At 41.1% G+C, this 14,275-nt stretch carries 9 protein-coding genes; 4 read left to right on the top strand and 5 right to left on the bottom strand.

Translation table 11 applies throughout. The features are described 5' to 3' along the window. Nucleotides 1-213 precede the first annotated feature (213 nt). The 3 genes from J7K40_00250 to J7K40_00240 are packed head-to-tail and all read right to left on the bottom strand — an operon-like array spanning nt 214 to nt 1,953. Nucleotides 214-942, bottom strand: a complete 729-nt coding sequence (locus J7K40_00250; GenBank protein ID MCD6160828.1) for a hypothetical protein — start codon at nt 940-942, stop codon at nt 214-216. 55 nt (nt 943-997) lie between these two features. After that, the gene (locus tag J7K40_00245; protein ID MCD6160827.1) at nt 998-1,222 is read right to left on the bottom strand and encodes a hypothetical protein; all 225 of its coding nucleotides are present in this window, start codon (nt 1,220-1,222) and stop codon (nt 998-1,000) included. A gap of 47 nt (nt 1,223-1,269) precedes the next feature. Then, nucleotides 1,270-1,953: a hypothetical protein gene (locus J7K40_00240; GenBank protein ID MCD6160826.1), complete on the bottom strand. Its 684-nt coding sequence runs from the start codon at nt 1,951-1,953 to the stop codon at nt 1,270-1,272. A gap of 458 nt (nt 1,954-2,411) precedes the next feature. Between J7K40_00240 and kbl the strand changes: the two genes are divergently transcribed. The 3 genes from kbl (at nt 2,412) to J7K40_00225 (ending at nt 7,434) form a co-directional block, all read left to right on the top strand. After that, on the top strand, nt 2,412-3,614 hold the full coding sequence (kbl, locus tag J7K40_00235) for a glycine C-acetyltransferase (protein MCD6160825.1): 1,203 nt from the start codon (nt 2,412-2,414) through the stop codon (nt 3,612-3,614). 204 nt (nt 3,615-3,818) lie between these two features. After that, entirely contained in the window at nt 3,819-6,443 is a 2,625-nt protein-coding gene (locus J7K40_00230; GenBank protein MCD6160824.1) for a hypothetical protein, read from the top strand. A 61-nt stretch (nt 6,444-6,504) separates the two neighbouring features. Continuing rightward, entirely contained in the window at nt 6,505-7,434 is a 930-nt protein-coding gene (locus J7K40_00225; GenBank protein ID MCD6160823.1) for a PorV/PorQ family protein, read from the top strand. Between the two features lie 4 nt (nt 7,435-7,438). Here J7K40_00225 and J7K40_00220 read toward each other — a convergent pair whose 3' ends face one another. Both J7K40_00220 and J7K40_00215 read right to left on the bottom strand, forming a co-directional pair. Beyond that, nucleotides 7,439-7,840, bottom strand: a complete 402-nt coding sequence (locus J7K40_00220) for a hypothetical protein (protein ID MCD6160822.1) — start codon at nt 7,838-7,840, stop codon at nt 7,439-7,441. A gap of 522 nt (nt 7,841-8,362) precedes the next feature. Beyond that, complete coding sequence (locus tag J7K40_00215; GenBank protein MCD6160821.1) at nt 8,363-12,424, bottom strand: hypothetical protein; 4,062 nt, start codon at nt 12,422-12,424, stop codon at nt 8,363-8,365. Nucleotides 12,425-12,930: 506 nt separating this feature from the next. On the opposite strand from J7K40_00215, the gene J7K40_00210 reads away from it, so the two are divergent. Continuing rightward, the gene (locus J7K40_00210) at nt 12,931-14,016 is read left to right on the top strand and encodes an ABC transporter ATP-binding protein (GenBank protein MCD6160820.1); all 1,086 of its coding nucleotides are present in this window, start codon (nt 12,931-12,933) and stop codon (nt 14,014-14,016) included. Nucleotides 14,017-14,275: the final 259 nt, after the last annotated feature.

The following is a 14,275-nucleotide window of genomic DNA, read 5'->3' as shown; positions in this document are numbered from 1 at the left end:
GAAATAAGCAAGCTTCGATTGTTGGGTATTATTTTAAGAACTCTATAAAAAAGGTCGGAAAGTAGTGCAATACTTTATAAAATAATTTTGAATATAATTAATCTATTATCTTGCCCCAATTTTATTTTTTTTCGTTGATTGCAAAATTCTGCCGAGATAAACTTGGCTTGACAATTTCACGATTTTATTTGAACCAATAATTACTATATCAATTTAATCTGATCGTAATAATACAAGTTTATTACTTGTCTTCTTAAGGTTGTAATTTTTGGCAACCGATTGCTTAATACGAGTAAGTATCACTTTGGCGCTTCCGATACTCGTACCTGTCATGGACGCCAGCCAGCGAAAATCCTTTCGCTTATCGGGATTTTCGAGCCAGTTAATTGCGATTTTACGCTTCATCTCGCCGCGAAAATTAGCTTTGGCAAATACAACTAATTCATCAAGAATTTCTTTAGCCTGATTTCTGGCGCATTTTCTTAAATAGTCAGCATCGCAATCAGCTTCTGTTTCCGAAATAGTTTCATTTGCGGGAATTAAATCATATTTTGGATCCAATTCCTCATAAGAAGCTGTTATCTTGTAATTATTCAAATTCCATTGCTTTTTTGTTTCGGCGAATATTGTAGTGAGATTGTCAATTATATTATTTCTAATTGCATTCTCAAGAGCATCGCCGCCCGGTGTTGAGCTAAATTGCCCTATAAGATCGAATATGCCGTATTCTAAATCTTCAAGGAGCTCGTTATTCACAGATTTTCCCTCTCCAACAAAAACCTTGGCCGCCAATTCTTCGACCATAACCATTACCTGGCTGAGGGATCTCCTGTTGCCCTGACAAAACTCTTTAATAACTAAAATAAAACTATAGCCATTGTTGCTGAACCAATGTTGTATTTCCATTCGAATTTTGTCTTCTAATCGAGGAGCTTTACACATGAAAACCTCCAACTGCCTGCTTACTGCGTTATCCTGCTTCATGGAAATACAATGCCTATCCTTCATCATGGCGAGAAATAGTTTCGCCAAGTCCTCTTTGCTCGTAGGCTTTAAAACCACCTTTCAACTCATCATGATTATCTTCTCTATTGCTGTTCGCGCCTCGATAAGTTTCCCCGCTATCGATATTATTATCTTTAGCATCAGAAATGGGGTAAAAAGGAAGTGTAAGAAAAACCCCAAGGACTAAGCCGACAATTAAAATTTTCAAATTATTCATAATTACCTCCATTTAAGTTCATTTTATTTCCCCTATATGTTTGCAACTTAATTTTTAGCTGTTTTGTTTCCTTTGAGTTTTGCTAATATTTTTGTTTTAAAAGGACCATAGCTCCTTAAATTTTCTAATGATTCTCTCTTTCTAAAAAAAGTAACGATTTTTTCATCATTTTGCCAATCGGGAGAAATCTCAAGTATTAAGTCAACCCATTTTTGTGCTTCCTCAAGCATGTTTTTACGAGCATACCACCCAGCTAAATTATAGATAGTAGATAGAGCTTCTTTATCAATAAAATGAGCAGCTAAATACATCACCCGGCTGAATTCATCTAAGCCTTCTTTATTTGCAATAAAACCAATGTTGTTCAAAGCTACACTGGTATAATAACTATTGTCATTTTCTACTGCGATTTTCATCAGACGGCCAACAGTCTTTTTGGCTTGATCGTAGCTGCCAAAAGGTTTTTCAAGACAGTCAAGAATAATCTGCAGATTTAGTAAGCCTAATTCATTTGGTTTCTTAGCCAGTTCTTTTTTTAGTTGTTCCCGAGCTTCCTCAAGATGTTCCTCATCTATCAACCGGCTGACTTCTTTGCCAATAGCTACAACTTCAGGTGAATCATTAGCATCTATGCGTTCATCTACACCATCGCTATACATACCCACAGTACGTTTTTGCAGTTCAACCCGTAGTTTTCTTTCTCTTTCGCTTATTTTCTCCGAACTGCTCATAGCTTAATTTCTCCTGAAATACATCCCCAAAAAAATGCCCATCATTATAACAACATCTCTCTTTATAAGCTTAAGAATTAACACTTTTTCCATGCCTTATTATAATTTTTCGGCTTTATTGTATAAAATATTCAGGATAATGAAACACAATAGCAGATTCTTTCGCACTTCTGATTATTCAAGAACTGCATTTATAAGCTGAACCAGAGCAAGAATTACTGAAAAACTAAAACAATTATTGTAAAAGAGCATACTTCTATACACTTGAAATATATAAGCTGATGCTATTAAAAGCAAGCAAAAAAGCTGTAAAACACCATAATAAAAAAGGGGATTTCGGATAAAAAAATAATTGAAAGCGCATTTTAAAACAGCATTCTCCGCTTGCTTTTTGTTTGTGAAATATTTAACTTGACAGCCGAAAAAAACTGCAACTTTAAAATAAGGAGTAATGCTGAATGTACGGCAAAATTAAAGACGATCTCACTCGAGAGCTTAAAGCTACCAAAGAAGCCGGCTTGTATAAAGACGAACGAGTTATCATGACCGAGCAGGGAGCCGAAATCAAGGTTAAAACCGGCCAAACTGTGCTTAATTTCTGCGCCAATAACTATCTTGGACTATCATCCCATCCCGAAATAATCAAAGCCGCCCATAAAACGCTTGACGAGTGGGGCTATGGCATGAGTTCGGTGCGTTTTATCTGCGGCACCCAGGATATCCACAAACAGCTTGAAGATAAAGTATCCGAATTTCTCGGCACTGAGGACACTATCCTGTATGCGGCTTGTTTTGATGCCAATGCCGGCGTGTTTGAACCGTTTCTCGATGACCAATGCGCCATTATTTCGGATGCCTTAAACCATGCCTCTATTATCGATGGCGTAAGGCTTTGCAAAGCTAAACGTTTCCGCTACAATCATGCCGATATGGCGGACCTCGAACGCTGCTTGAAAGAGTCTGCTGATGCTAAATACCGCCTTGTTTGCACCGACGGTGTTTTTTCGATGGATGGCGATATCGCCAAACTGGATAAGATTTGCGACCTCTGCGATAAATATGACGCTTTGGTTATGGTTGATGATTCGCATTCGAGCGGCTTTATGGGCGAGCATGGCAGGGGCACTCATGAGTATAGAGGTGTTGTAGGACGAATCGATCTTATCACTACCACTTTCGGCAAAGCTTTAGGCGGCGCTTCCGGAGGCTGCACATCCGGCAGAAAAGAAATGATAGAATGGCTTAGGCAAAAGTCCCGTCCGTATTTGTTCTCAAACACATTAGCTCCGGTAGTAGCCGGCGCTACTCTTAAAGTTTTCGAAATATTATCTAAAACCACCGAACTGCGCGACAAACTCGAAAAAAACCAACATTATTTCCGCGAAAAAATGACTGAAGCCGGATTCGATATTATTCCTGGTGATCATGCTATCGTTCCGATTATGTTTGGCAAGTTTGAAAATGATGCCAAGTTAGCTCAGGATTTCGCAGCCGATATGCTGACAGAAGGAATCTACGTGATAGGCTTTTCTTACCCGGTGGTTCCTAAGGGGCAAGCTAGAATACGCGTCCAGCTATCAGCCGGCCATGAGATGGAGCATATTGACCGAGCTATCGCAGCTTTCGTAAAGGTTGGGAAAAAGCACAATGTTATAAAGTAGTTGTAAAATTTCCATTGTTTTTTTAAGAGGGTTATGAGCAATAGCCCTCTTTTTCTTTATAAGCCCAATTTTCGCAAGCGATTCAAACATCTTGAGATATTGCAATATTGAACTCCTTTTTTGTATAGTTTGAGTTAAAAATTCCGATACAAATAACTGAACTGATTTATAAGAAATTATGGTATTTTTATAAGGAGAGCTGTTATGTTTAAATTTAAGAAGATAAGAGGTCCGGAGGATATCGGCGAAGCTATCGGTACCTTAGAAGATTCTGCTAATCGTCTTGAGAGCGTTGTCGAGACCGCTCAGAAAGAAAAATCTCGTCTTCATTTGCTGGTAGGAAATGTCTCCGACCGCGTTAATCAAATCAGGCAAACTGCTTCTTCCTTTGAAGATACCGCCCAAAAAGTGAAAGATTTCGAAATATTTTTGAAGAAAATCGAAGGAGATATAACATTAGTCAAAAAGGATGCCGAAAGCCTTCGAGAAGTAAAAATGCAGACTACTGAACTGTTTGATAAATTTACTCATGTAAAATCACAGGTGCATAATCTGGATGTGAAGCTGAACTCCCTGCAGAAACCAGCCCAAGAAATAGATGCCATCAATGAAAAGGTGAAAAAGTTCTCTGATGATATCACGCCGGAAATAGATTCAATAAGCAAGAAGCAGGATGAATTATTTAATAAATACAAAGCCTTTGTTGACCGTCTCGGAAATGCCGAATCCAAGCTTAAACAATTTACAGAGTTGGGCAATCAGTTCAAAAAAACCACTGAGGATGTTTCCCGCGAATCTGCCAGAATAACAACCTGGATGGCCGCTACTGAAAAAATGTCTGATAAACTTAAAAATGCTACTGAAGTTTTTGAAACAACCAAGCAGAAAATCGACCGTCTGCATGAACTGGCTGAATATGTTGAAGCTAAGACTAAATCATTAAGCAAGCAGAAAGAACTTCTTAAAAAAGCCCATATCGAATCAGGCAGAGCAAATGGGCTGTTTTGGGAGATTAAATCAAAGCTGTCGGAATTTGAACAAGATACGGAAATAATCCGCCAGATGGAAATGCAGACAAATAAGTTTGATACCGATCTGAGAAATATTGAAGCCAGATTCGACCAGATTAACTCATTTGCCGACAAAGTTGATAAGATTCTCGGGCAATATACAACTCTAAATGAACATGCTAAAGAACTCGAACAGCATCATAAAAAACTTGGCATCATAGATGAACTTGCAACCCAACTCGGCAAGCAGGTAAGCCAGGCAAAAAGCGAACTTGATAAACTTCATAAAGCATCCGAGCAGATAAATCTGTTTTTAAAACGGTCTGAGGAATCGCAGAACGAGTCACGCGCAATTATGCGTCAGATGGCCGAAATGATGCAGAACACCGAGAAGTTTTTAAATCGGGTGCCTGATGTTAATAAAGTAATGGAACAAATCGAGGCTAACCGTAAGCGCGCCCTTGTCTTGGAAAACAAATTGATGGAGGCAATGGCAACCGCCACCGAGATTAAAGACCAGTCGGAACAAGCGACACAGATAAAGGAAAAAGTAGAGCAATTCCAATTGGAGTCTGAGAAAAATATTGCCTTCCAGAAAAAAGAGCTGGAATCTTTAAATAGAACCGTAACCAACTTAAAGAATAATCTTGAATCAATAAATACCTATGGCAGTAAAATATCTGAAGTTATGGATAAAATGGCTGAAGTTGAAAAAATCTATCGCAACCTCGAAAAAACCCATAAAGCTGTTATGCAGCGCGAACAGTCTATTTTAAGCTTAAGGAAACTAATTGAACAGAACAGCGAGACTTTCAAGAAATTTGAGGAAACAGCCGGCGAAGTCCGTCAAAAAGCCGCTGATATTCTTAATGTAAAATCTGAACTTGAAAATATCGAATACAAAATCGCAACAATAGATTCCAAATCTCAGCATTTAACAATGATGAATGAGAAAATCGATAAAACCGATTCTGAAATGAATGACTTGGCTGAAAAAATGGATAATATCACCCAGCAATTAACAGACTGGGAAAATCAAATGCAGGTTATGAAAAAAGAAAGCCTGAATCTTGGTAAATCGCACGAGAGCCTGCGTCTTGATACCGGTGAAGTTATGGATTTATTCAGCAAACTTTCAGATATGCAGGCTTTTACAGAAGAAAAAAATAAGGTACTAAACAACTATTTTGAAGAAGCTGACCAAAAGTTAAAGGCATTAAAGGATATAAGCGGGAAATCAAGGGCTGAGGCTGATAATTATTCAGCCAAGAATGATGAAATAAAAAATTCAGTCAAAGCGCTGTATGTCTGCCAGAAGGATTTATCTGATAAGTTTACCAGCCTCGACAATGAATCCGACAAAATTATAAGCCTGGCTAATTCTATAAAAGAAAAACAGATGGAAATGGCAGCCCTGACTGAAAAAACAGTCATGCTCGAAAACAAACTCAAAGCATCTGAAAAACTTCAAATACAACTTAAGGGTTTTGAAGAAAAATTTGATAAAATAATGACTAAAATGACGGATGTATCAGAAACCCTTGCTCAGGTTAAGAAGGGTAAGAAAGAGATTGCCAGTTATAGTGAAATGGCAGACGGCTTGGAACAAAAATTTGCGTTTATTGCCAATCAGATTGAAAATGTTGATAAACTGAAAAAAGACCTTTCGCGGGCAACTCTTATGACTGAGGAATTGAAAGCCCGTCAAAAAGGCATCATTGATGATAGAGAATTAGTAAATCAGGCAATCACGGCCGTATCAAAACTTGAGGAACTCATCCATAGGGCTGAACATATAAAGGTTAAGAAAGAAAAATAACGGAACCGGTTTTCTTTATTTATTGTTGACTTTAAAATAAAGCTGAATAATTTAAGCCTAGATGGGTATTTTGAAATTTTATCGAGTATTTATACTCTGTCTAATCATGTTCTCACCGGCAATAGCCGAGAAGTATGCCGGTGAGTTTTTGTATCTTGGAGTCGGGGGGCGCGCCTTAGCTCTTGGCAGCGCCTATATCGCCTCGGATGGCGATGCTTTTTCAAGTTATTATAATCCCGCCGGACTAACTAAAATTCAAGATTATCAAGCCGCTTTCATGCATTCGGAAACATTTGGCGCGTTATTGAACCATGATTATCTTACTGCCGCTAAAAGATATGGCGAAAGCGCAGCGGCGGTGTCGCTGTATTATCTTGGCGGCGGCGGAATATTGGTTACCGAAGAATATCGGGGGATATATCGCGTAAAAGAAGAGGCTTCGCACGCTGATTATGTACTTGGGTTATCATATGCCAGAAACCAAAACGACCGTATCGATTGGGGACTGACTACCAAGCTGATATACAGAAAAATTGTCGATGTTTCCGCCTGGGGTATAGGGCTTGATGCCGGCATGAAATATTATTTTCGCGATAATATAACCGCTGGCATAGTCGTTCAGGATTTAACCGGCACGGTTTTATCATATTCATACGACAATAAAGAAACTATCAATCCAACGCTTAAATTGGGTTTAGACTTAAGTCATCAGTTTGGCAATTTTAAAGGCGCTGTATTAACCGATGCCGATATTCGTTTCGAGGGCAGAAAAGCATCCGCTCAGTTTTATCAAAGCTGGATATCAGCCGATACTCATCTGGGGTTCGAGTTGTCATTCAAAGATGTTGTTGCGGCGCGGGTTGGTTCCGATATTGGCAATCTTACTACCGGAGTAGGCTTGAAATTTTCCAGATATATTATAGATATTGCCTTAAACGATCATTCCGACCTTGATACTTCTTATCGCGGCTCTTTGATTGTCGAGTGGTAATTTCTCAAAGATTATCTTCAAGCCTTGCTTTTTTCCATTCATCGCCTAAAATCAATTCCGCTTCTTTATCAGCATCAACTATAAATGCTTTTGGCACCAATATGGAATAAGCGCCGCCAACCGACCGAAAAGATGAAATGCCAAACTGTCCGGTTTGACCGAAATGCCCGGCGCCTGAAAGAATTACCGCTGGTATATCCTTAACTCGCAATCCTTCCAGTACCAATTCGGCATACTGCGGTGATGTCAATCGGGCAATCTGAACCCAATCCTTATATATTGCTTCATCATCTGAATTATTAACTGTGATTTCATCTGAAAGCGACTCTACTAATTTTTCTTTACAATCGGGACATACTGTAATTCCTTCCCTGTATTCGTAACGGCAATTTGGACAAAACGGCATAACTCTCCCTCCGAAAAATTTCCTAAACCAGAAATTGCACAATAGCAAGATTCTTTAATTGTTTTTCAGTTATCAACATCTTGCTTCCTAAAAGAAGTACTTCAAAGCAATTAATATATTAATATATTTTACTTAATAACAAAAGAAAAAGATGAAAAAAAATACAGGATGGTCTTCAATTCATTTAACAAACACTTATTGCGATTCTTAAAATAACGTTCCGATTGTGATAGCGCTATAGCCACTTTTCTTTTCTAACTCGGATTTCAGAGGTAGCTGTTGGTGTACGTCCTCGCGCACTGGTATTGCTTCAGGTGGCTGGTGTACGTCCTCGTGCAGCCAGCGTTGTTTCCCTTGGTTACCAAGCGGCGCTTAGTAAACAGGACTAAGGCAAATCGAGTTTGCCAGTTTTACCGGGCAAACAAAAAAGGGCCGAATTAACGGCCCTTTCGTAATTTGATATTCCTTTTTCAGCAGGAATATGGTCGCTCGTTTACAAGCGAACGACCATATAATTATTTGTTACTTGTCAGATTGAGTAGGAATTACAACCTCCTCGCCGCTGGGCGTAGCCGGTGGTGTCTGGCAATTTGGCCATCCGGGCGGCATTGTAGGCGGTATCGGCGGATATCCGGGCGGATATTGGTCGCACCACTCGATTGTCTGTTGACCTCTAAAGTAAGCAACCATCCTGATAACATCACTGCCCATGACTATGCAATCGCCGTTAGCATCCGCGGAAGCCCAAAAATATGGACTCGGAGGAGTTGGTGCAGACGGGTTATTCATCATGCATGGTTGAGATGTCGTTATGCCTTTGAAGTAGTTAACCAGATAGGTTACATCACCACCAATAACAATAGGCGGCCATAAGCCAAAGAACATATTAGCATCACCCGGCAGGTATTCGAAATTGAACTGCTCGACAGGCGAAATAATAACCGCCGCTTCAATCTCGGCGAAAATCATACCGACTTCCGGTGGAAGCTCAACATACGGGCAGGTCCAGAGTTCAAACGGAATAATAGGAGAGCCGCCGTTCTGGTTGTCGTATCTGCCGGCAGTAGTCATATCGCGCCAGTACAAGTGGTCGAGTTCCCATAAGCCTGCCGGACTGCACATTCCATCAGGTTCAAGAACAATAACATCGTAAACATCATGTGAGGCGCTTACACCGTCATTATGCTGGCTGTGGTCATATAATGGGTCGCGGAACGGTACACCACCGTGAGCATGATTTGTGCCGCGAATAATACCGGCAGTAACACCCTGCCCTGCATTATCAGCATCAGGGTCGGATATGCCAATAAGCAAGTTGCCATTATTGAAGCCGTGAGCAGTTACATAATGACCGCCTATGCGCGCCCAATCGACATAGAAAAATGGGGGCTCTTCGTAAACCGCTGTAACCATCCAGAAACCAACCAGAAGCGTTACATCCTGACAGATTTCAATTTCAGCGCAAATCGTATCGTAGGTAGGCATATAGATAGTATGCTCATACAGCAAATCATCAAGACCATTATCGAGCAGATACTCATCTATGCCTGCCTGCATGCTGTCAACATGAGTTCCCAGCATACCTACATTAGTATTCATATAACCCGCAAGTTCGTTTATGAATCCAACCGGATCAGGCGGATCGGCAGCATAGTAAGCATCCGGGACGATTTCTCTAGCAGGGAATTTGCCCTGGAACCACCAGAGGGAATTAGCCACGGATGTCGGGCCGCAATATGCCCAATCATCAGCCATGCCGTTGCCATTGATATCCTGGTTTTGGTCGAAATCAGGCATGTAGCCTTCAGGATCATCCCCGTTATAGTCTTTCCAGAACAAGCTATCCGGGGGTATGGGGGTAACCTCGATAACGATTATCGGGCGATAAAGGATTGGAGTATCCGGATCATCAGAATTGATAGCTACCGAATCAATATAAATTCCGGGCAACAAACCGAAAGTGTTTATATCAACATCAATTGGGTCGCTGCTCATTGGTGGAATCATACCTGTTGCGCCATGAAGAGTAGCCCAAGGCGGAGTATAGGAAATCACATAGTTTAATCGACAGCCGCCATTATTTTGGATATTAAAATCTGACAGATAGGTTGCAACTGTATTAACTACCTGAGAATGATAGATGGAGTCAGGCACAACAGCGATATCAGGTTCGGTTATCTCTACTCGTATATGCGGTCTATCCACAACTGGTTCATCCAGGTCATTGGAATAAAAATGACAATTTCCGAAGTATGGACCAGCAGGATAGCCATGTGTATCAATCTGGACATCCAATGTTTCACAAGCAGCTGGAGCGATAGTTATTGGTATAGAAATTAACGGGAAATTAACAAACGGCAAGTCGCAGGTAATAGAATCGACAACCAATACGCCGGTTCCGGAATTGCAAATTATTATCTGGTCGGTATATGTTTGAGTCGTTTCGATACATTGTCTATAATCGAGCGTATCCGGCTTGACATTGATGTCGGGAATATGTCCCTCAGCCGGGCAGATAATTAGAGCCGCATCGATTAGCACAACAATAGGACCGCCCGTATACTGGACAGGCACTCCTATCGGGTCAAGCGGGTTCTGGCTTTCAAAATTCCATAACCAGTTGTACCAATCAGTTGTGTAATTAGACAATGTTACAGTTCCGGGCGTCGGGCACGGCGGGCCTGTGTACCACGCCATATAGTATTTATCGTGATGAATAGTGCCGTGCGGTCCCGATACAAATTGGGCGTCATTGTGAACATTGGATGCATGCGCAGGAGGTCCGGGCGGATTGCCCTCGTTGAGGTCGAAATAGGGGTCGGAGATACAGATAGCCGGTTCTTCAGGACAAGCGCCGGCGCAGGTTACATAATGACCGCCAACCCATTTGCAGAATGGCTCATCATCAGTAAGCTCATAGAAACCAAGAAGCAGGATTACATCCTGACTGATTAATATGTTGCTGGTGATTATCTCCATGTCTGGTCCAACAAATGGCGTTACGGTGAAACTATCCGTCAATCCGGCCGAGTCTATCCATACTTGAGCGCCGGCTACAAGATCCCAGAACATAGTACCCGGGGCAGCACCATCAGTGCTGCAGTACGGCATCAGCGCCTGGATAAACGGCATTGTATTTAATGGGTCATGATCATCCCATATACCGGGAGAGTAAGATTGCACCAGCGGGTAGTTGTCTATTATTGCCGGCGGAGGAATGGTATTGGTTTCAAACTTAGAATCGAACCACCAGAAGCAATTAGCTAAAGCGACCGGTCCGCACCAGCTCCAGTTGCCGTTATATGGCGATGTCCAGGCATCCTGTTTCTGGTCGAAATCAGGCATGCCAGCCGGGGCATAATCCGGATAGGGCGACTTGTAGTAGCTGCAAGTATCTACCGGTTCTTCAGGACATTCGCATGGGTGGCAGTTGATAATCAAAAGGTAGGGACCATTTTGATCAATTAAACTACTGCTGGCGATATTAATGTATAGGGTTTGTCCGGGCAGGTAGCAATTACCTAAATCTTGACAATCATATTGCGAATCATGCCCTTCGGCATCAGGGAATAGCCCATTATGATCCTCGTTGAAAAATAGTACAGTTGAGCAATCAGCATCATAGATAGTTAAATTCGGATCTAGTCCGCCGCCATAAGCATAAGTGCCGGGTGTGTCATCAGCTAAGACCCTGACATGCAAGCAATAGCAGGTATCAGCAGGAAGAGTAATCACCCACCAATCTTGGTCGCCATCAGGATTAATATCGCCGCAATAAGCGTATTCGCACTGTGCTAAGTTGGCATCGGCGCAGTTGTCATTGGGTTCGGTTTCCCAGCCGCCGCCGGTTTTGCCATCAGGCGGATTCTGGTCGCAATCCCAAAGTTCCGGACCTTCGCCAGTGACTACAAACGCCATATCAAGCTGTTCCATGCTAAACGGATCATACAGCGGATCCCAAGTCATCATATCCATTGACCAAACCGCAGCGTCATTCCAATGTTCTAACGATGTTTTCCAGCCCCATTGTGTCATCATTGGATCTGCAATAATTGCCGTTACATTCAGCCAGTAGATAGTTCCTTGTTCCTGAAAAAACCACAATGAATCGGGAAGAAAAACATTGTATTGGAAATATTCCATATGGTCGTCAGGAAATACATCTCCGGTGGCGGGATTAAACCAACCCTCCATACCGCCTGAAAATGGAAGCACCATGTAATCCTCAATATAAGCCTCCCATAATAAACTATCCGGTCTGCTGTAGGGCGGGCCGGGATAATCGGAATGAATACTTAAAATGAAGCCTACAACATCACCGGTTATTCCATGTTTCCACGAGCCCCAGAAATGAATGTCCTTAATCCAGCCGGTTTCCGAGCACATCCAGTCATCTGCCACAACAACCGGCGGCGGTACATCAGGACTCCATGTAGCATTTACATCCCAGCCGAATTCATCCGGCAGCTGCGGGAAATGCATTTTATGGCCATCCTCCGGAATCCAATCGGCTAAGGCGGTCGAAATACCAAAACCTAGGATTAAGCAAATACCAAGGGCTAACATTAAAATTTTTCTTGTCATATCCTCTCCAATTCATTTTGCTTAGATTATTGTTCAATGATGCAAATTTACTCTTTGTACTTTTTATTAATCTCATCTCCCTCGATAAAGACTAATAAGACCTACTCACCTTCTATTAAATCCTCCTTTCATTGATTTACATAAAATAGTTTTAGTGTATAATCCACATGTTAAAAACATCATCTATAGTATGAATAATAATATTTTCACGACCTCGTCCTAAACAAGAAAATAACACTAACATGCGGTTCTATCATATCAGCAGTTACACATTCTTATATTTAGAAGCCTTTAAGAAGCAAAGAAGCAAGTACAAGAATGTATCCTATAGACTTTTCTTAAAAATAACTTTTTCTTTTATCTCTGTCAATGATTATTTTAAAAATTTATTGCCGCTGCAATCACGATTTCATAAACAGCATGTGTCTGAAGCGGAACTTTTTACTTCCCCAAATAATCAATCATTTTTATGGAAATATATATTAATTTTGCATATATATTAATCTATGTGCCAGTTGAAAATTGAATCATTGAGCAAAAGCTTCGACAGCTCACAGGCTGTATTAAGCTCGATTGATTTCTCTGTCGCTAAAGGCGAGTTTTTAGTAATCCTCGGCGCTTCCGGATGCGGCAAAACAACGCTTCTGCGAATAATCTCCGGTTTGGAAAAGCCTGATGCCGGACGAGTATATATCGCCGGCACGGATGTTACTCATCTCGAGCCAAAAGACCGCGATATTGCCATGGTCTTTCAGAGTTATGCCCTATATCCCCACATGACAGTTTATGATAATCTGGCATTTGCCTTAAAGATTAGAAAATTTCCTAAGAATATACTTGATAAGAAAGTTAATGATACTGCAAAACTGCTCGGACTTGATAAATACTTGTATAGAAAACCTAAACAATTATCAGGCGGCCAAAGACAGCGAGTTGCTTTAGGGCGAGCTATTATCCGCGAGCCGTCGCTGTTTCTATTCGATGAGCCGTTGTCCAATCTTGATGCTAAACTGCGGTCGAGAATGCGTTCCGAATTGCTTATGCTTCACAGGCAGGTTGGCGGTACCTCTATTTTTGTTACTCATGACCAAGTGGAGGCGATGAGCTTAGCCGACCGGATAATTATCCTTAATGAAGGAAACCAAATCGGCCCGGAAAAACCCCGCATATTGTATGATAACCCTCCCGATACTTTCACTGCCGGATTCTTAGGCAATCCCGGCATGAATTTGATAGCTGCTGAAGTTGATAAAAGCGGCAAGCATATATTAATCGAGGATATTCAATCATTCTTATCGGGATTAGAATTGCCAGCTCATGCTAAAATCATTTTCGGATTCAGGCCGGAGGATTGTTGGCTTGGCGATAATGGCCAGATTCCAGTTAAGATTGCCGGCATTGAAGATACCGGTAAAGAGTTTATCATCGAGCTGTCAGGACCCGGCGAATCAAAACTGCATTGCCTGAGTGCAAATAAGTATCCTTATCAAAAAAAGTATTATCTGAATATTAAAAAAGCCAGCCTCTTTAACTTTGATACTGGCAAACTATTGAATTCAAACCCAACTTTTGGCAAGGGGCTTTCCAATTAACATTTGCGAATAATCAAGAGCAGGGTTATCGTCTGCAAAATTTGGGATTAAGATTCGTGAATAATTCGGATTAAAAATTACACTAAGTTTAATGTATATAAATGCTCACTACTGTCCGGCCTTTTTTATAGAGTTCTTAAAATAATACCCAACAATCGAAGCTTGCTTATTTCATAACCCATAGAGCAGCGGGATGTTGGGCGGCTCCGATAAACATCGGCACTTCATCTTTTATTTTGTTAAATATTTCGAACTAAGA

The sequence above is a fragment of the Candidatus Zixiibacteriota bacterium genome (assembly GCA_021159005.1).
Classification (GTDB): Bacteria; Zixibacteria; MSB-5A5; order UBA10806; family 4484-95; genus JAGGSN01.
This window is presented reverse-complemented; position numbering and strand designations above follow the sequence as displayed.